Raw genomic sequence first — 18,173 nt, forward strand, 5'->3', positions numbered from 1 at the left:
GTGGTGTGTTGGTGCGCGGGGCCTTCTCTTGCCGGTGCCGGCTGGACCAGTGCCCGTTGTGCCGGCGCCGGGTGGCTGCACCCAGGCGGGCCTGCGTCAGGTGTCCCCGCGCTGCGCGCGCAGCGACTCCAGCCGGATCCGTGAGACGGCGTGGAGTCTGCGTACTGCCTTCAGATGGGACTGTTCCAGCTGCTCCAACTGCTCGAGCAGCTCCGGTGCAGCAGTCGGCTTCTGGGAGTCGGGGACGGCGAGGAAGGCCTCCAGGCGTCGGGGCAGGTGCCGGCACACCACGTCTTCGACGACGAGCGCCTCGGCTGCCCGTCCTTCAGTGAGTTCCGTCCACTGGGGGAGGAGCTCCGCTGTGCGCTCCACGATCTGTGAGGCACGCTGCCAGGTGTCAGGGCGCAGCCGGGTCCGTTCGACCTTCAGGAGCGTCCGCAGCTGCTCCACAGAGTCGGTCAGCGACTGGTGTTGTTCTCCTGCGGCGTCGTGATGCCCGGATGAGGCCGCACCAGGGCTTGCGAAGGGATTCCACCACGGTCGTCGTGCACGTCCCATCGCCGTCGTCCTCCTTGAATTCTCAGGTCTTTGGTCTGTGTCCCATCCTGTCAGGAGTGAGAGCAGGGACGCCCGTCCTGCAGGACCTCCGGCTCTCCACCAGGATCCGCGTGCTTCCGTTTTGCGCGCGGCTGGGGACGCTGGTAGTGTTGTCCTCTGTTGGAAACGCGCAAGCGTGTCCGACGGGGTGTGGCGCAGCTTGGTAGCGCGCGTCGTTCGGGACGACGAGGCCGCAGGTTCAAATCCTGTCACCCCGACCATATGGGGAAGCCCCTGCTCAGCAGAGCGGGGGCTTCGTCGTGTCCGGGGGCCACCATTCGAGCTCGCGTGAGGAGGGACGTCGCGTCCCCGCCGCGTCAGCCCCTCCTCTTCACGGGATGGTGGGAGAGGATGCTGATCCGGTTCGTCGCGTTCATGGTCACGGCGATCCACTGGACCGCCGCGTACTGCCTGTCCGTCAGGTCCCCGTGGGCCATCATCTGCGCCACCTGCTGCTCCTCGGTCTCCGGCAGCCTGGTGGCCGTCTCCGCCAGCCTCAGAGCGGCCCGCTCCTGCGGCGTGTAGACGTCTCCGGCCTCCTCCCACGCCGGCAGCAGGGCCATCCGCTGGGCGCTCAGTCCGGCCTTCTCCGCCAGGCGGGTGTGGATGTCCAGGCAATAGGCGCAGCCGTTGATCTGGGAGATCCTCAGGGAGATCAGCTCCACGAGTTCGGCGTCCAGCTCCGCGTCCTCTGCGAATGCCGCCACGGCCTTGCGCAGGCCCGTCATGGCATCCCACACCTCAGGGGACGCCTTGTCCAAGTAGAAGCGCAGCGGGTCCTCGCGGTCGTCCGCCGGCGTGGGCGCATCGGTGCTCATACCGGACACTGAAGCACGACGACGGCTTCCCCGCCAGGTCTTCCCGTCCTCCTCGGCCTGTCCCTCACCGGCGTCGGCCCGGCGTCAGAGGCGGTGCCCGGCGCGGACGGGCGCCCGCCTCTGCAACCAGGAGCGGTCGGTCACGACTCAGAAGCGCCCGGAGGACCCGGAGCCGGAGAAGCTGCCGCCTCCGCTGCCGTAGCCGGTGCCGCTGGACGAGGAGGAGCTGCTGCGGGACTCGTCCACGGAGCTCCGCCCGGCGTTGTAGCCGGCGCTGTAGGACCAGACTCGCCAGTAGAAGCCGGAGTCGTGGGTGGTGTCCAGGATGGATCCGCTTCGCCCGGGCCTGCGCGTGCGGCGCTGGTCGTCCATGCTGCGGCGCATGGCCACCCTCTCCTTGGACGTCTTCGCGTAGGCGTCGATCTGCGCCTCGGCCAGGGCGTCGAGGCGATCGGTGAAGTCCTGGCGCATCCGGTCGAGCTCGTCGAGGGCCGCCTCAGGGGTGGCCTGCTGCTCGGACAGCTCCGCGCCGAGGGCGGTCAGCCGCTGCCTCATGCTCGTCACCGAGGAGCTCAGGGCCTGGGCGGCGGGGGAGCCGTGCACGGACGAGTCCAGGTCGTCGAGGAGCTGTTCGGCGCCGTCGAGGTCCTCACGCAGGGGTGTGGTCTGCAGGTCCCAGGCGTCCTCCCATCCGGGGTGGCGGTTGAGGAAGGTGTTCGCGGCGCCGATGGTGTCGTCGAGGGCGTCGAGGGTCTGGGCCTCCGTCTTCAGTCGCGAGGCGCGACGGACGATGTCGGCCTTGTGGTGCTGCTTCCGGTCGAGGGCCTCGAGGCTCTCGAGCTCCTCGGTGAGGTCGATGGAGCGGTGCTTGAAGCCGCGGAAGCGCTCCATGAGCGCGGCACCGTACGGGTTGTCCGTGGGCACGGTGGAGGCGTTGACCTCGGTGGCCTCCATGTCCATGGTGACGTTGGTCAGGTGGGTGCGGGACGCCTCGAGATTGCTCCGGGTCTGCTTCCGCAGCGTTCTGCGGTGGTAGGCCAGACCGGCACCGATGCCGCCGCCGGCCAGCGCGGCGCCGCCGGCCCCCAGGTAGACGACCGGGTTCTGGTACCAGGGGCGGGCGATCAGCTCGGCGGCCTCGTCCACGGCGGCGTCGGTCCACTTGGCCTCCCGGGCGGCGCCGGTGGCCGCCTCCCGGATGCTCTCCTGCTGCCCCAGGCTCAGGTCGAGGTCCTCGCCGGCGTAGACGCCCATGATGCGATTGTCCGGGTCCAGGGCGTAGATCAGCAGCCCGTCGGCCCACTTCTGCCCGTCCTGGCTGATCCATTCCGGGCGTGCGGAGCGGGCGTGCTGCAGCACACGGCCGTTGAACTCCTGGGAGGCGCGGTCGTCGCTCAGGTGGTCCAGGCTCGCGCCGCGCTCGGTGTACACCGCCACCTTCACCGGTCCGCGGAACTCGATCTCCGCCAGGTCCCGCTCCAGCTGTGCCGGATCGATGATCCCGGCGGTGTCGTCCAGCACCACCTCGGTGATCGGCTGTCGGTCGGTGCTCCGCTCGCCGGCGGCCTGTTCGGCGGCGGCCGGCCTGGGCTCCTGCCCTGCTGCCGAGGCGGAGAGCAGGGAGGCGCCGACGACGGCCGTCCCCCCGGAGCGCGACGGCCCGCCGGCCGCCGTCGTCTCCGCGAGGGCCGGGGAGGGGCCGAGCAGGGCCAGGCCGAGGACGGCGCCCGCCGCCACCGCGACCGGGAGGCGGGGCCGGTCGGCCTCGAGACGCGCGGACGAGCCGTGCGGCGGCGTGCTCGCCTCGGTGGCGCGGATCTCGGGGCGGTCGGCTCGGCTCATGGCGTTCCTCCAGTGCGGGCTGTCCAGTTCACGGCCGGCGTGGCCGCGCTCACCACCCTAGATGAGAGGAGGCTGTGTCCAGCAGGTGCCGGAGCTCGTCGGCGGTGTGTTCCCCGCCGAAGCCGGGGCCCTCCGGCTCCACGACGGCGGCGCGGCGCAGGCCCGTGAACTGCACCGGGGCGTAGCCCATGGCGGCCACGAGCAAGGCCAGCGCCGCCCGGGCCTGCTCGCCGCCGTGGTCGCTGCCGACGGCCAGCGCGCGGAGGGGTTCCTCGGCCCTGCCGGCGCTGTCCAGGTCGTGGTGCGAGATGTCGAAGAAGGCCCGCAGCACAGGGACGGTGACGCCCCGGTCGCGCAGCCAGGCGGCCACGGCGAGCGTGTCGTCCCCCGGCCGGGAGCCGCCGGCGACGTCGGGCAGGAAGGAGGTGACGTCGTCGGGAAGGCCGTAGCCGCCCCAGGAGTTGGTGAGGTCCACGACGCCCAGCGTGCGCGGGCCGACGAGGTCGGGCACCTCGATCTCGTCGAGGTCCTCGCGGGGGACGGCGATCACCGTCAGCTGCGTGTCCGCGGCGAGCTGGTCGGGACGCACGGCCTCGGCCTCCGGCGCGTAGATGCCCAGGTGGTGGCGCAGCGCGGCCGGCGGACGGGTGGCGGCCATGAGCACGCGCGGGGCGTCCGTGCCGGGGGCCAGCCGGGGGATGCGTGCCAGGGCGCGGGCCAGCGATGTGCCGGCCCGGCCGGCGCCGAGGATCCCGACGGAGTCGGGCAGACCGGGCGCGGAGGTCGGTGTGGAGCCGCTCAACGGATCTCGGTGCGCTGACGGCCCAGGCCGGAGATCTCCACCTCGACGACGTCACCGGCAACGAGCCAGGGGCGCTTGCCGTCCTTGCCCTTGCGGCCGAGGGCGACGCCGGCCGGGGTGCCCATCATGATGAGGTCGCCCGGGTGCAGGGTCACCATCTGGGAGATGTAGGAGACGATCTGTTCGGGGGCGAACACCACGTCGAGCGCCTTGGCGGACTGGCGCTTCTCTCCGTTGACCGTGGTGGTGATCTGGGCCTTCGAGGAGAACTCGTCCGGGGTCACCAGCCAGGGGCCCACCGGAGTGGAGGCGTCCCAGACCTTGCCCTGCAGCCACTCGGAGGTGCGGCCCTGGAAACCGCGGACGGACACGTCGTCCGCCACGGCATAGCCGGCGATGTGCTCACCGGCCTGGGACTCCGGGATACGGCGGCCCGGCTCGCCGATGACGATGCAGAGCTCGCCCTCGTAGTCGAGGCGGTGGTCCTCCTGAGGGATCTCCACGTCGTCCAGGGCTCCGGTGAGGGACTGGGCGAACTTCGCGAACAGGGTCGGATGCTCGGGGGCCTCGAGCCCGGTCTCCTTGATGTGGTCACGGTAGTTCAGGCCCACGCCGATCACCTTGGTGGGGAACGGCACGAGGGTCTCGTACATGAGGGTGGAGACGTCCAGCACGCGGGAGCGATCCTGCTCGGCGGCGGCCAGGGCCTCCTCGACCATGCGGCGCTGCTCGGCCGGCTCGGCGGTGAGGTACTCGCCCACGTCCGTACAGCCTTCGATCTCCACGGCCTCGACGGCGATCTGCGGATCGGCCTCGTCGACGGCGGTGATCACGGCGGCGAACGTGTTGCCCGGGTAGGCGGCGTCCTCGGACGGGCGGCGGAACGTGGCGAGCTTCATGCGTCCCATCACATCACAGCCGGGCCGGTCGGCGGCACCGGGCCGTGCCCCTTGCGCGGCATCCCCGCCCGGCGGCCCCGCCCTGCGCCCGGCCGCGGAACGGCCTCGCCACGTGATGCGGCTCACACCGTCTTGCTAGGGTGGACCTGTGGAGCGCGCCCGGCGGGGCCGTCCGGTCCCCGCTCCCGCTCCGCCCGCTCGGCCCTGGGCGGCCGAGGTGCAACGAGAGAAGGGTCGGACCACGAGCCGTTCGTCGGCGGCGTCCAGGTCGAGCTCGAGGAACAGACTCGAGGAGCAGGACTGAGTGCGCGCTCGTCCTGACTGGAGGAGGGGAGGACGCCGTGGTCCTGGTCTACGGCTACCGCACCGTCTACACCTGGGAGCCCTGGGCGCTCTACGCGGGCGCGCTCCTGTTGCTGGTCGCAGGCATCGGCCTGTTCGTGTGGGGCCGGCGCCGCGCCGCCGAGGAACGGGAGTCCATCCGCGCCGCCGAGGCCGCCGCAGGCCCCGGCGCGGACCGGCGGCGCACCCTGGAGCGGGACGACTGGCGGCGCCTGCGCCGCTGGGAGCTCGTGCGCACCGCGGGCATCGTCGCGGCGTGCGGGTTCCTCCTGCTCGGCTTCCTCGGCCTCCACACCCGGGACGAGGCCCACGTGAACCTGCGGGACAACCTCAAGGCACGCTACGGCGCGGCCCTGATCGTCGCGGACGAGGTCGAGGCGGTGGACGGCGGCTACCTCGTGGAGCTGCACTGGCGTCGCCCAGAAGGGCGTCCGGACCTTGCACCGGACGTCTACGACGCGATCGTGGTCCCGGACGTCCTGGTGACCGTCGAGGACCGCCGTGTCCCCACCGTCACGCAGATCCCGCCCGAGGTGCTGGCGGAGTACCCGGAGCTGAGCGGCTGAACGTGGCACCATGACCGCCATGGACCTGCACCACGACGACGTCCGCGCGCCTCGGCAGACCGCCTCGCCCCTCGTGCTCGGCACCATGGGGTGGGGCACCGACGGGGAGCGCCCGGTGCGCGCCGCGGCGGCCCTGGACGCCGCACTGGCGGCGGGCGTGACCGTGCTGGACACCGCGGACATCTACGGTGACGGCGACTCCGAACGCGCCGTGGGCGCCGCGCTCGCCGGCCTCGCCCCGCAGGTCCGCGACGGACTGCGGGTGCAGACCAAGTGCGGCATCGTGCTGCCGGGGACCACGCCGCCGGGTGCGGCGCCCGGCACCTGCCCGGCGCCGACCACCCGCTACGACTCCTCGCCGCACCACCTGAAGGCCTCGCTCGCAGCCTCGCTCGAACGCCTCGGCACGGACTGGGTGGACACCCTGCTGATCCATCGCCCGGACGTGCTGACCCCGGTGGAGGACACCGTCCGCGCCTTCCTGGACGAGCGCGAGGCCGGCCGGGTGGAGCGCCTCGGCGTCTCCAACCTGCCATGGGAACGGGCGCAGCGGTTCCACGCGGCGCTGCGCAGCCTCTCCGCGGACGGCACCGGCCTGGACTGCGTGCAGGTCGAGCTCGGCCTGCACCACCGGGCCCTGGTGGAGGCCGCGGTGCTCGCCAACCACGACGACGCCGTCCCCACCTCCGGAGCGGCCACGCTGCCGCAGTGGTGCGCGGACGAAGGCATCGCCCTGCAGGCGTGGGGTCCGCTGGGCCAGGGACGCTACACCCGCCGCACCACGGACGAGGCGAGGAGCCCCGAACAGGAGGCGGCCGTCGTCGTGGAGGAGATCGCCGAGCGGCTCGGGCAGCCGGGTGAAGCCGTGGTGCTGGGCTGGCTTCGCCGGCTGCCGTGGGACGTGCGGCCGGTGGTGGGGACGACGGACCCGGGGCGCATCGCGGCGTGTTCACGCGCGGACGACGCCGCCGCGGCCCTCGACCATTCAGACTGGTACCGACTGCTCACCGCGGCCCGCGGTGTACCCCTGCCCTGACCGCCCCCTGGGCCCTGCGAACGGACTCCGCCATGGACGAGAACATCCACTACGAGACGATCAGCTTCACCCTGCCGTGGGTCGGCCTGTGGGCGACGCTGATCTGCGGGGCCATCGCGCTGACGCTGATCCTTGTGGCCGTCGTGCGGGTGCGCCGCCACCGCGCCCACTCGGCCCGGGAGAGTCGCAACGTGGACCCGAACCTGCTGCACGACACCGCGATCCAGCGGCGGGTCGGGTACGGCTTCGCCGTGCTCGCGGCGGCCGCGGCGGTCATGGGCGTGGTGGTCTTCATCCAGGACCGGGCGGCCTTCGAGAGCAACGTGAAGGCGAAGTACCCCGAGATCGTGGAGGTCACGAACGTGAAGCAGACGGGCACGTCCTTCACCGCGGACCTCACCTACGCGGACGGGCACACCGCCGTCGGTGAGCTGGTCATGGTCGAGCAGGCGACCGGCGAGCCCCGGATCGGCGAGGACATCCTGGGCGAGCCCGGCACCGGCGGCATGTGACCCCCGTGCCGGCACCGGCGGCTTATGACCCCACGTGCCCGCACCGGGCCCGCACCCGCAGCCCGGACGGGCACCCGCCTGCTAGCGTCGCTGCCGTGAGCAGCACCGTTCCCGCCGCATCGTCCGGCCGTCGCATCCCCTCCTCCACCTATCGCCTCCAGGTCGACGCGAGCATGGACCTGGCCCGCGTCCGTGCCCTGGTGCCCTACCTGCGCCGCCTCGGCGTGGACTGGATCTACCTGTCCCCGCTGCTGGCCGCCGAGCCCGGCTCCGCCCACGGCTACGACGTGGTGGATCCGACCACCCTGGACCCCTCCCGCGGCACGGACGAGGACTTCGCCGCCCTGGCCGCGGACCTCGAGGCCGCCGGCTCCGGCCTGGTCCTGGACATCGTCCCCAACCACGTGGGTGTGGCCACCGCCGCCGCGAACCCCGCCTGGTGGGACCTGCTGCAGCACGGGCAGGACGCCGCGCACGCCGGCTGGTTCGACGTGGACTGGGGGGCCTTCGACGGCAGGGTGATGGTGCCGATCCTCGGCGAGGGCACCGAGGAGGACCCGGAGGCCGAGCTGGCGCACCTGCGGATCGTGGACCACGAGGGCGAGCCTGCCCTCGGCTACTGGGATAACGTCCTGCCCCTGGCTCCGGGCAGCCTGGACGCCGCCCGCGCCGCGCTGGGGGAGCGGACCGATGACGCGGACGCCGGGGACGAGGCGGCACAGAACGAGCTCGCCCGCGCCGCCCACGACCGCCAGCACTACCGGCTCGTGCCGTGGACCCGCGGCGACGCGCAGCTGAACTACCGCCGCTTCTTCACCATCACCACCCTCGCCGGCGTGCGCGTGGAGGACCCCGAGGTCTTCGCGGCCACGCACGCCGAGGTGGCCCGCTGGATCGACAACGGCTGGGTCCAGGGCCTGCGCGTGGACCACCCGGACGGCCTGGCCGACCCGGGCCAGTATGTGGAGCGCCTGCGCCGCCTGCTGCCGGGCGGGCCGATCTGGATCGAGAAGATCCTCGAGCCCGGCGAGGACCTCCCGGCCGCCTGGGACGTGGAGGGCACCACCGGCTACGACGCCCTCGGCGCGGTGGACCGTGCCCTCACCCCGTCCCGCGCCGCCGGCACCGCCGAGGAGGACGCCGCTGAGAAGGACCGCTGGAACTCGATGGTGCTCGAGGCCAAGCGGGACGTGGCCGCCGGCCAGCTGGCCGCCGAGACCACCCGCCTGGTCCGCGAGGTCCGCCGAGGCCTTCCCGACGACGGCGCCCTCGCCTCCGCCGCGGAGGCAGACCTGGCCGCGGCCCTCGGGGAGGTCATGGCCCACCTGCACGTGTACCGCACCTACCTGCCCACGGGCCGGGCACGGCTGGACGGCGCGCTGGCCGATGCCGCCGCGGCGCGCCCGGAGCTGGCCGGGGTGCTGGACGCGCTCGCTCCGCTGCTCACGGACCCGGCCCATCCGGCGGCCCGCCGCATGCAGCAGACCTCCGGCATGGTCATGGCCAAGGGGGTGGAGGACCGCTGCTTCTACCGCTACACCCGCTGGGCCCACCTCAACGAGGTCGGCGGCGACCCCTCGGACGCCGGCGGAGACGCCGAGGCGCTGCTGCGTGCCTGGGCCCGCCGCTGCGCCGAGTGGCCGCACGCCATGACCACGCTGAGCACCCACGACACCAAGCGCGGCGAGGACACCCGCGCCCGGATCATGGCGCTCGCCGAGCACGCCGACGACTGGGCGGAGGCGTTCGACGAGCTCGACCGGCTGCATCCGCTGGAGGATTCGGACTTCGCCCGCCTGCTCTGGGAGTCCGTGCTCGGCGTGTGGCCGGTGGACGGCACCGCCCCGGAGCCACAGCGCCTCGTGGACTTCGCCCTCAAGGCGGCTCGCGAGGCCGGCCTGCACACCACGTGGACCGCGCAGGACGAGGACTACGAGGCCCGCGTCACCGCCGCCATGGACGCCGCCTGCGCCCAGGACGGGCGGGTCCGCGAGGTCCTGCAGTCCTTCGCCGACCGCATCGCGGCCACCGGCCAGGTGCTCCAGCTGTCCCAGAAGCTGCTGCAGCTCACCGGCCCCGGCGTCCCGGACGTGTACCAGGGCACCGAGCTGCCCACCCCCACCCTCGTCGACCCGGACAACCGCCGCCCGGTGGACTACGAGCGCCGCGCCGCCCTGCTGGAACGGATCGACGCCGGTCTGGTTCCGGCCGGCCCGGTGCTGGAGACGACCGCCGAGGGTCTGGCCTGGACCGCCGCGAGCGGAGACGATGCCGATGCCGCGAAGCTGGCCGTCGTGGCCGCCGCACTGCGTGCCCGCCGGGACCGCCCGCACGCCTTCACCCGCGCCCGTCCGCTGGACGTCACCGGCGCGGCCGCGGACAAGGCGATCGCGGTCGACCGGGGCGAGGCGGTCGTCGTCGTGGTCCGTGAGCCGCTCGCCCTGGCCGCCGCCGGCGGCTTCGGGGACACGGTCGTCCAGCTGCCCTCCGGGCCCTGGCGGGAGGTGCTGACCGACCGCCTCGTGGCCGTCGGCGGGGACGGCTGCGTGCGCCTGGCGGATCTGCTGGCGCGCACCGGGCAGGACGGCACCGTGGCCGGCACCGGGGCCGTGGCGCTGCTGCTGCGGGACGAGACGACCGAGACCGAGACCGAGACCGCGCTGCCGGAGACCGCCGGCGAGGAGGCCGAGACCGCATGACCGACCGTTCCGTGACCGGGCCGATGGCCCCGGCCGAGCAGACCCCGTACAACGACGCCGCAGTCACCGGCGGCGCCGCCTGGTCCCGCCTGGACGGTGCCCGGCTGGACCCCGGTGCCCAGGCCAAGGCGGCGGCGGACGCCGCGCGCGAGGTGCCCTACGCCGTGTGGGCGCCGCATGCCGAGACGGTCGAGATCGTCCTGGTGGACACCGAGCCCGGCGAGCTGCACGACGCCGAGGACCGCTGGCCCGTCAGCGCAGCGGTGCGCATGGAGCGCGCCGGCGGCGGCTGGTGGACGCCGGCGGCGGACGTGGAGGAGGCCGCCGGCAGGGCGAACCCCGGCTACGGCTACCGGGTGGACAGGTCCGCCCCCGTCCCGGACCCGCGCTCCCGCCGACAGCCGGACACCGTGCACGGTCCCTCCCGCCGAGACCGTGAGGCGGCGGACTTCGCGTGGACCGACGCCGGCTGGGCCGGCCCGGACGGCGTGGAGCGGGACCCGTCCGCACCGCAGGGCGGCGGCCTGCGCGGCGCCGTCCTCTACGAGCTGCACGTGGGCACCTTCACCGCCGAGGGCACACTGGACGCGGCGATCGGGCACCTGGACGAGCTCGCCGAGCTCGGCGTCACCCACGTGGAGCTGCTGCCGGTCAACAGCTTCGGGGGTGAGCACAACTGGGGCTACGACGGCGTCGGCTGGTATGCGGTGGACGAGTCCTACGGAGGCCCCGAGGCCTACCGCCGGTTCGTGAACGCCGCCCACGCGCGCGGCCTCGGCGTGGTGCAGGACGTGGTCTACAACCACCTCGGCCCCTCGGGGAACTACCTCGGCGTCTTCGGCCCCTACCTGTCTGCGGGAACCGGCTGGGGCGAGGGCCCCAACCTGGACGGACCGGACTCGGACGAGGTCCGCCGGTTCATCCTGGACAACGTCACCCTGTGGCTGAAGGACATGCACGTGGACGGGCTTCGGCTGGACGCCGTGCACGCCCTGCGCGACACCCGGGCCGTGCACCTGCTGGAGGAGATGGCCGCCCACGCGGACGCCCTGGCCGCGCAGCTGGGCCGCCCGCTGCCGCTGATCGCCGAGTCCGACCTCAACGACGCCTCCCTCATCACCCCACGCGCGGCGGGCGGGCTGGGCCTGGCCGGCCAGTGGAACGACGACGTCCACCACGCGATCCACGTGGCCACCACCGGGGAGACCCACGGCTACTATGCCGACTTCGCCGCCGACGGCGCCCTGGCCAAGACGGTGGAGGCGGGGTTCTTCCACGACGGCACCTTCTCTTCCTTCCGCGGCCGTGACCACGGCCGCCCGGTGGCCGAGGACGTCCCGAACCACGCGTTCGTCTCCTCGATCCAGAACCACGACCAGGTGGGCAACCGCGCCGCCGGCGACCGCACCGCCGCCGCCCTCTCCGAGGGGGCCCTGGCCGCCGCGGCCGCCCTGCTGCTCACCGGACCGGCCACCCCCATGCTGTTCATGGGGGAGGAGTTCGCCTCCTCCGCGCCGTTCCCGTTCTTCACCGCCCACCGTGAGCCCGAGCTCGCCGAGGCGGTGCGCACCGGACGCCGCCGCGAGTTCGCCGCACACGGCTGGGACGAGGCTGCCGTGCCGGACCCGCAGGACCCCGCCACCCGGGACTCCGCCGTGCTGGACCGCGCCGAGGCCGTGGCGGGGCGTGGGGCCCGGATCCGCGGGACCTACCGCGAGCTGATCCGTCTGCGCCGCACCGTGCCGCAGCTCACCGAGCCGCGGCGCGCCGCCACCGCCGTGCAGTCTGCCGCCGACCAGCGGTGGGTGCGCTGGGACCGCCGGACGGCCGGGGGCGGCGACGGGTCCGTCGTCGTGCTCCTGGCGGCGCTCGGCGAGGAGCCGATGCCCCTGCCGGAGGACCTCGTCGGCGCCGAGCTGCTCGCCGGGCACGACGACGACGGCCCGCTCACCGCGGTGCCGGACGTCCTGCCCGCCCCGGGGTTCCTCCTGCTGCAGCGGGGCTGAGCCCGGGACGACGATGCGTCAGGCGTCGTCCGAGGCGAAGGGCGTGGGGATCGCCTTCAGCATGGTGGTGGTCGGGTGGAGGACCACCGCGTCCTCGTCCCGGCGGGCGCGCAGGACCTGGTCGATGTAGTCCTCCACGGCCTCCCAGAAGTGCACCTCGCGCTCCTGGCGCTCGGCCATGTACCAGCGGTGCTCCAGCACCTGGTGCATCACCTCCGCCGGCTCGAGCTTGTGCCGCAGGTCCTCCGGGACCTGCCGGGCCAGCGGCTCGAAGATCTCCACGAGCCAGCGGTGCGCGGCCTCGGACTCCGATGCGTCCGGGTAGACGGCCTGCCGGCGGGACTCGATGTCCTGCAGCAGGCGGCGGGCCTGGTTCTCCTGCACGTCCAGGCCCGTGAGCTGCATGAGCCTGCGGTGGTGGTGGCCGGGGTCCACGACCTTCGGCTGCAGGACCAGGCGGGCGCCGTCGTCCACCGGGCGCAGGGCGTACTCCTCCACGTCGAAGCCCAGCTCGTTGAGGCGGCGGATGCGCTCCTCCACCCTCCAGGCCTCGTCCGGGGTGAACTCCGTGTCAGCGGTCAGCTCCTCCCAGAGCCGGGTGTAGGCCTCCACGAGCATCTCGGAGGTCTCGAAGGGGTCCACGTCCGCGTCCGCCATGTCCCCGGCGGCCAGGTCCATCAGCTCGCCGACCACGTTGGTGCGGGCCACCTCCAGGTCATGGGCTCGCTGGCCGTCCGAGAGCTGCTCGCGCAGTTCCCCGGTCTCCGCGTCCACCAGATAGGCGGCGAACGCGCCGGCGTCCCGGCGGAACAGCACGTTGGACAGGGAGACGTCGCCCCAGAAGAACCCCTCCAGGTGCAGCTGCACCATCAGCAGGGCGAGCGCGTCCATCAGGCGCACCAGAGTGGGCCGGCGCATCCGCTGGGAGAACACGGCGCGGTAGGGCAGGGAGAAGCGCAGGTGCTTCGTCACCAGGATCGCCGGCAGCGGCCGGCCGTCCGCGTCCGTGCGGCCGGTGACCACGCCGACCGGCTCCACTGAGGGGACCTCCTTGCGTTCCAACGCCCGCAGCAGGTGGTACTCGCGGAACGCCAGCTCCTCGGTGGTCTCCTTCACCGCGACCGTCGCGTCCCCGAGCCGGGCGAAGCGCACCACGTGGCGGGAGATGCCGCGGGGCAGGGCCGCCAGCACGTCCTCGGGCCACTGGGCCAGCGGAACGGACCAGGGCAGGGTCAGCAGCTTCGCCGCCGGCCCCGAGGCGCGGCCGGGCGCGGTGATGGACAGGCCGGTGCGGGCGGTGCTCGCCATGGCGGGGCTCCTCGTGACGGCGATCGGGACGGGGGCCGGAACGTGACGCGCGTCGGCCCGGAACACGATCCTCCCAGATCGGCCCAGTATGCTCACATGGCAGTTCACCCCGCTCGACGCGTTCCGTCACGGCGCCGCCGTGTGCCCTGCGCGGCCGGGTGCGGGGACGCCGCATGAGAACACCCGTCCCTCAAGGAGGACCCGTGGCCACCAACAACTCCCGGAAGACGAAGGCCGAGCGCGTGGCCGACTCGCGCGCCCGCGCCCGTCAGATGCAGGAGCAGCAGCGGCGCAGGGAGCGCCGCAACCGCACCATCGCGATCTGGGGCACCGTCGGCGCGATCGTGCTGGTGGTGGGCCTGGTGATCGCCTTCGTGCTCACCCGTGGTTCGCAGAGCATTCCCGACCAGGGCGAGGCCGCCTCCATTGCCAACCAGCAGGGCGGCGTGACCATGACCGGCAAGAAGACCCTCGCCGAACCGAAGGACAAGCTGGGTGCAGAGGTGGACGCCTCCACCGTCAACGTGCCGGAGGAGCCCTCCGAGGAGCAGCCGGAGTCCATCCCGGGCGCCGAGGAGCCGGCGGACGGAGACCCGGCCCAGATCGTCATCTACGCGGACTTCAACTGCTCGCACTGCGCCGAGTTCGAGGAGAGGAACAACGGCTACCTGCAGGACCTGATGGCCGAGGGCAAGGCGACCGTCGAGTACCGCATGGTCGGGTTCCTGGACCGCCCGGGCACCGGCAACTACTCCTCCCGTGCCGCCGCCGCGTCCTACTGCGTGGCAGAGGAGGCGCCGGAGTCCTACGACGCCTTCGTGTCCGACGTGTTCGCCACCTACTCGCAGAAATCGGGCGCCGGCCTCTCGGACGACGAGCTGATTGCCATCGCCAACTCCGCCGGGGCGGATATCTCCTCCTGCGTCAAGGACGGCACCTACCGCCCGATGGTGAAGTACACCACCGCCAAGGCCCAGGAGGCCAAGATCCCGGGCACCCCGGGTGTTTTCGTGAACGGCAAGAACTGGGCTGTGGACGGCAAGGACCAGTCCTTCCAGGAGTTCGCCGACGCCCAGATGGGCGACGAGTGAGCCGCGCCGGAGTGCGCTGAGCGGCGGCGGCCGGGACACCCCGTCCCGCCGCCGCGGCCGCGCAGGCCGCACCCGGTAGGCTGAGGGGACCCGCCGATGCACTCGGCGGGTCCGCTTCGCCTCCTTAGCTCAGCTGGCCAGAGCATCTGTCTTGTAAACAGAGGGTCACCGGTTCGAATCCGGTAGGGGGCTCGCAGACGCGAAGGACCCCCGGAACCACGGTTCCGGGGGTCCTTCGCCGTTCCCCGGCCCCGCCGACCCGGTGCGGGGAGGGGCGGGGGCGAGGGGCCGTCGTCGCCGCGGGCGGGGCCGCAGCCTCACCGGCGGCTCAGCGGAAGGCGGAGACGCCGGTGAGGGCGCGGGCCACGATCAGCGAGTTGATCGCGTAGGTGCCCTCATAGGAGTAGATGGCCTCGATGTCGTTCATGACCTTGGTCATCTCGTAGTCCGCCACGATGCCGTTGCCGCCCAGGGCGTCACGGCCGAGCGACGCGGAGGAACGGGCCAGGCGGGTGGAGGTGGCCTTCGCGGAGGCGGCATGCATCATCACCAGGTCTCCGGCCTCGGCCAGGCGGGCGATCTGACGCATCATGCCGGCCGACGCCATGAGGTTGCCGGCGATCTCGGCGATGTGCTGCTGGATGATCTGGAAGCCGGCCAGCTTCTTGCCGAACTGCTCGCGCTGAAGGGCGTAGGAGCGCAGGATGTCGAACACGGCCTGCTGGGCACCGACGCCCTGCCAGCCGACCCAGGCGCGGGAAGCCAGGAGCAGGTCGTTGGCCTGGGCGAAGGAGGTGGCGCCCGGCAGCAGGGCGTCCTGGCCGACCTCGACGTCCTCGAACACGATGTCCGCGTTCTGCATGATCTTCAGGCCGGTCTTGTGCTCGATCTTCGTGGCCTTGTAGCCCGGGGTGTCCGTGGGCACAAGGAAGCACTTGATCTGGTCGTCTGCGGTGTCGCGGGCCCAGACCAGGGCGATCTGGGCCAGGGTGCCGGCGCCGATCCAGCGCTTGGAGCCGCGAATGGTCCAGCCCTGCTCGGTGCGCTCGGCGGTGGTGGCCAGGCCGCCGGCGATGTCCGAGCCGTGCTCCGGCTCGGTGAGGCAGAACGCGCCGATGGCCTCGAGGGCCTGAAGCTTCGGCAGCCACGCGGCCTTCTGCTCCTCCGAGCCGAGGTGGGCGATGGTGCCCACGATCAGCTCGTTGTGGATGCCGACCAGGGCGGACAGGGACAGGTCCACGCGGGCGATCGCGGCGTGCACCAGACCCTGGAACAGGGCGGAGGAGCCGTCGGTGAAGATCGTGCCGAGGCCCAGGGCGCCGAGGCCCGGGAGCAGATCCGGCACGAACTCGTCCCGGGTCCACGGCTCGATCACGGCCGGGCGCACCACGGTCTGCAGGTGCTCTTCGATCCGCTCCAGACGGGTGCGCTCCTCGGCCGGGAGCTCGGCGCGGAGGTCGAGGAGGTCGGGCGAGGGGAGGGCGTCGGACTGGGGCATCGTCGTCTCCTTCGAAGGGGTGAAGGCACCGCGCCGGTGCGGTGCGTGTCTGGTCGCAGGGTGCTGTGTCTCACGGCGTGACGTGCTCTGGGCGCCCGGGTCGGTGACGTGCCGTTCACTGGGTGAAACAGTCTTCCGTGTGACCTGGGCCACGCCTATGGTGGGAGTCATAGAAACCCGATGTTCCGATCATTGTACGTCCACAGGAGGTAGCACGATGACTGTGACCGAAGAGCTCCGCGCTGCGCGCGACCTGCTCGTGAAGCACCAGCAGGACTATGACGCGGCCCGCCGCGAGTTCGTGTGGCCCCGCTTCACCGAGTTCAACTTCGCCACCGACTGGTTCGACCAGCTGGCCGCAGACCCGCAGCGCGGCACCGCCGACGCCCTCGTGATCGTCGAGGAGGACGGTCGCGTGCTGCGTCGCACCTACGCGGACCTCTCCGCCTCCTCGAAGAAGGTCGCCGCCTGGCTGCAGCAGACCGGTGTGCAGCGTGGCCACCGCCTGATCCTCATGCTGGACAACCAGGTCGAGCTCTGGGAGACCATGCTCGCCTGCATCCGCATCGGCGCCGTCATGGTCCCCACCACCACCCAGATGACCGCGGTGGACCTGCAGGACCGGGTGGACCGCGCCGAGGCCCGCTGGGCCGTGGCCAACGCCAAGAACCTCGCCAAGTTCACCGACGTCGAGGGCGACTGCACGCTCATCCACGTCCCGGGCGTCTATGCCTCCGACGCCGAGAAGGAGGTCCCCCAGGTCGGGGATCGGAAGGTCCTCTTTTACGAGGACGCCTACACGGTGGACGCCGAGCCCGTCCTGGACACGCCCACCGCCGCGGACGAGACCCTGCTGCTCTACTTCACCTCCGGCACCACCTCGAAGCCGAAGCTCGTGGAGCACACCCACACGTCGTACCCGGTGGGCCACCTCTCCACCATCTACTGGATCGGCCTGCAGCCCGGAGACGTGCACCTGAACGTGGCCTCCCCGGGCTGGGCCAAGCACGCGTGGTCCAACGTCTTCGCCCCCTGGCTGGCCGAGGCCACGATCTTCGTGCTGAACTTCGGCAAGTTCGAGGCCGGCGCGCTGATGAAGGCCATGCAGGACGGCGGCGTGACCAGCTTCTGTGCCCCGCCGACCGTGTGGCGCATGCTGATCAAGGCCGACCTGACCCAGCTGAAGACCCCGCCGAAGAAGGCCATCTCCGCGGGCGAGCCCCTCAACGCCGAGGTCATCGACCAGGTGCAGCGCGCCTGGGACGTCACCATCCGCGACGGCTTCGGCCAGACCGAGACCACCCTGCAGATCGCCAACACCCCCGGCGCCCGCATGAAGATCGGCGGCATGGGCCGCCCGCTGCCGGGCTACGAGATCGTCCTCATCGACCCGCTCACGGGTCAGGAGGCCGACGAGGGCGAGATCTGCGTGAAGCTCGACCCGCGCCCGGTGGGCGTGCTGAAGTCCTACTTCGGCAACAAGGAGAAGACGGATGAGGTCTTCCGCGACGGCCTCTACCACACCGGCGACATCGCCTCGAAGGACGAGCAGGGCGTCTACACCTATGTCGGCCGTGCGGACGACGTCTTCAAGTCCTCGGACTACAAGGTGTCCCCGTTCGAGCTCGAGTCCGTGCTGGTGGAGCACCCTGCCGTCATGGAGGGCGCGATCGTCCCGACCCCGGACGAGATGCGCCTGGCCGTGCCGAAGGCCTTCGTGACCCTCGCCGCCGGCTATGAGCCGAACGAGGAGACTGCGCGCGAGATCCTGCAGTACACGGTCACCAAGCTGCCGCCGTACAAGCGCATCCGCCGCATCGAGTTCCGTGAGCTGCCCAAGACCATCTCCGGCAAGGTGCGCCGCGTGGAGCTGCGCTCCGAGGAGGTCAAGCGCCACGGCGGCGAGGAGGTCGGCGGCGTCGAGTACCGCGAGGAGGACCTGGGCATCCAGCGTCCGAAGCGCTGAGGCAGGTCTCCGCGCGGGGACATCTGCCTCGCGCGGGGACACCTGCCTCACGAACTGGTGAGGACACACCGTCATGACGGGGCCTGAGGGGGCTCGAGACGGCGTGTCCTCACCAGTTGGCGAAGGGCGGTGACGGGACAGCGGCAGGCACGCGCACCCCGGGGCAGGCGGTGGGGCAGAACGCCGGCAGG

Annotated in this window: 14 protein-coding genes and 2 tRNA genes; 9 read left to right on the forward strand and 7 right to left on the reverse strand. The window is 72.3% G+C overall.

The window, feature by feature from the left end:
- Positions 1–96: 96 nt before the first annotated feature.
- Positions 97–450, reverse strand: a complete 354-nt coding sequence (locus FM125_RS02510; RefSeq protein WP_087133556.1) for a hypothetical protein — start codon at positions 448–450, stop codon at positions 97–99.
- 291 nt (positions 451–741) lie between these two features.
- Between FM125_RS02510 and FM125_RS02515 the strand changes: the two genes are divergently transcribed.
- Positions 742–818 (forward strand) — tRNA-Pro (locus tag FM125_RS02515).
- A gap of 96 nt (positions 819–914) precedes the next feature.
- Here FM125_RS02515 and FM125_RS02520 read toward each other — a convergent pair.
- From FM125_RS02520 to FM125_RS02535, 4 genes are all read right to left on the reverse strand, one after another.
- The gene (locus FM125_RS02520) at positions 915–1,415 is read right to left on the reverse strand and encodes a carboxymuconolactone decarboxylase family protein (RefSeq protein WP_070637950.1); all 501 of its coding nucleotides are present in this window, start codon (positions 1,413–1,415) and stop codon (positions 915–917) included.
- A 147-nt stretch (positions 1,416–1,562) separates the two neighbouring features.
- Entirely contained in the window at positions 1,563–3,257 is a 1,695-nt protein-coding gene (locus tag FM125_RS02525) for a DUF5129 domain-containing protein (RefSeq protein WP_087133557.1), read from the reverse strand.
- A gap of 49 nt (positions 3,258–3,306) precedes the next feature.
- Positions 3,307–4,059 (reverse strand): NAD(P)-binding domain-containing protein, encoded by a 753-nt coding sequence (locus FM125_RS02530; RefSeq protein ID WP_087133558.1) that lies wholly within the window; start codon positions 4,057–4,059, stop codon positions 3,307–3,309.
- On the reverse strand, positions 4,056–4,958 hold the full coding sequence (locus FM125_RS02535) for a fumarylacetoacetate hydrolase family protein (RefSeq protein ID WP_087133559.1): 903 nt from the start codon (positions 4,956–4,958) through the stop codon (positions 4,056–4,058). The genes FM125_RS02530 and FM125_RS02535 overlap by 4 nt, the downstream gene beginning before the upstream one ends.
- 341 nt (positions 4,959–5,299) lie before the next feature.
- On the opposite strand from FM125_RS02535, the gene FM125_RS02540 reads away from it, so the two are divergent.
- The 5 genes from FM125_RS02540 (at position 5,300) to treZ (ending at position 12,119) form a co-directional block, all read left to right on the forward strand.
- Positions 5,300–5,866 (forward strand): hypothetical protein, encoded by a 567-nt coding sequence (locus FM125_RS02540; RefSeq protein WP_070637962.1) that lies wholly within the window; start codon positions 5,300–5,302, stop codon positions 5,864–5,866.
- Between the two features lie 19 nt (positions 5,867–5,885).
- A complete protein-coding gene (locus FM125_RS02545; RefSeq protein ID WP_245829739.1) occupies positions 5,886–6,902 on the forward strand; it encodes an aldo/keto reductase in 1,017 nt (338 codons plus the stop codon).
- 32 nt (positions 6,903–6,934) lie between these two features.
- Positions 6,935–7,414 (forward strand): hypothetical protein, encoded by a 480-nt coding sequence (locus tag FM125_RS02550; protein ID WP_067191590.1) that lies wholly within the window; start codon positions 6,935–6,937, stop codon positions 7,412–7,414.
- Between the two features lie 95 nt (positions 7,415–7,509).
- The gene (gene treY, locus FM125_RS02555) at positions 7,510–10,113 is read left to right on the forward strand and encodes a malto-oligosyltrehalose synthase (RefSeq protein ID WP_245829740.1); all 2,604 of its coding nucleotides are present in this window, start codon (positions 7,510–7,512) and stop codon (positions 10,111–10,113) included.
- A complete protein-coding gene (gene treZ, locus FM125_RS02560) occupies positions 10,110–12,119 on the forward strand; it encodes a malto-oligosyltrehalose trehalohydrolase (RefSeq protein ID WP_245829741.1) in 2,010 nt (669 codons plus the stop codon). The genes treY and treZ overlap by 4 nt, the downstream gene beginning before the upstream one ends.
- Before the next feature lie 18 nt (positions 12,120–12,137).
- Here the strand turns inward: treZ and FM125_RS02565 are convergent, their stop codons facing one another.
- Positions 12,138–13,427 carry a DUF4032 domain-containing protein gene (locus FM125_RS02565; RefSeq protein WP_070637971.1) on the reverse strand — a complete coding sequence of 430 codons (1,290 nt, stop codon included), beginning with the start codon at positions 13,425–13,427 and terminating at the stop codon, positions 12,138–12,140.
- A 203-nt stretch (positions 13,428–13,630) separates the two neighbouring features.
- Here FM125_RS02565 and FM125_RS02570 point away from each other — a divergent pair, with 203 nt between their 5' ends.
- Both FM125_RS02570 and FM125_RS02575 read left to right on the forward strand, forming a co-directional pair.
- On the forward strand, positions 13,631–14,518 hold the full coding sequence (locus FM125_RS02570) for a DsbA family protein (protein ID WP_245829742.1): 888 nt from the start codon (positions 13,631–13,633) through the stop codon (positions 14,516–14,518).
- A gap of 118 nt (positions 14,519–14,636) precedes the next feature.
- Positions 14,637–14,710: transfer RNA gene (locus FM125_RS02575), tRNA-Thr, on the forward strand.
- Positions 14,711–14,846: 136 nt separating this feature from the next.
- Here the strand turns inward: FM125_RS02575 and FM125_RS02580 are convergent.
- Complete coding sequence (locus FM125_RS02580; protein WP_087133563.1) at positions 14,847–16,016, reverse strand: acyl-CoA dehydrogenase family protein; 1,170 nt, start codon at positions 16,014–16,016, stop codon at positions 14,847–14,849.
- A 217-nt stretch (positions 16,017–16,233) separates the two neighbouring features.
- Here FM125_RS02580 and FM125_RS02585 point away from each other — a divergent pair, with 217 nt between their 5' ends.
- Positions 16,234–17,982, forward strand: a complete 1,749-nt coding sequence (locus FM125_RS02585) for an AMP-binding protein (RefSeq protein WP_070637977.1) — start codon at positions 16,234–16,236, stop codon at positions 17,980–17,982.
- The last annotated feature ends 191 nt before the right edge of the window (positions 17,983–18,173 follow it).

This window comes from Micrococcus lylae, assembly GCF_900163825.1.
Lineage (GTDB): Bacteria > Actinomycetota > Actinomycetes > Actinomycetales > Micrococcaceae > Micrococcus > Micrococcus lylae.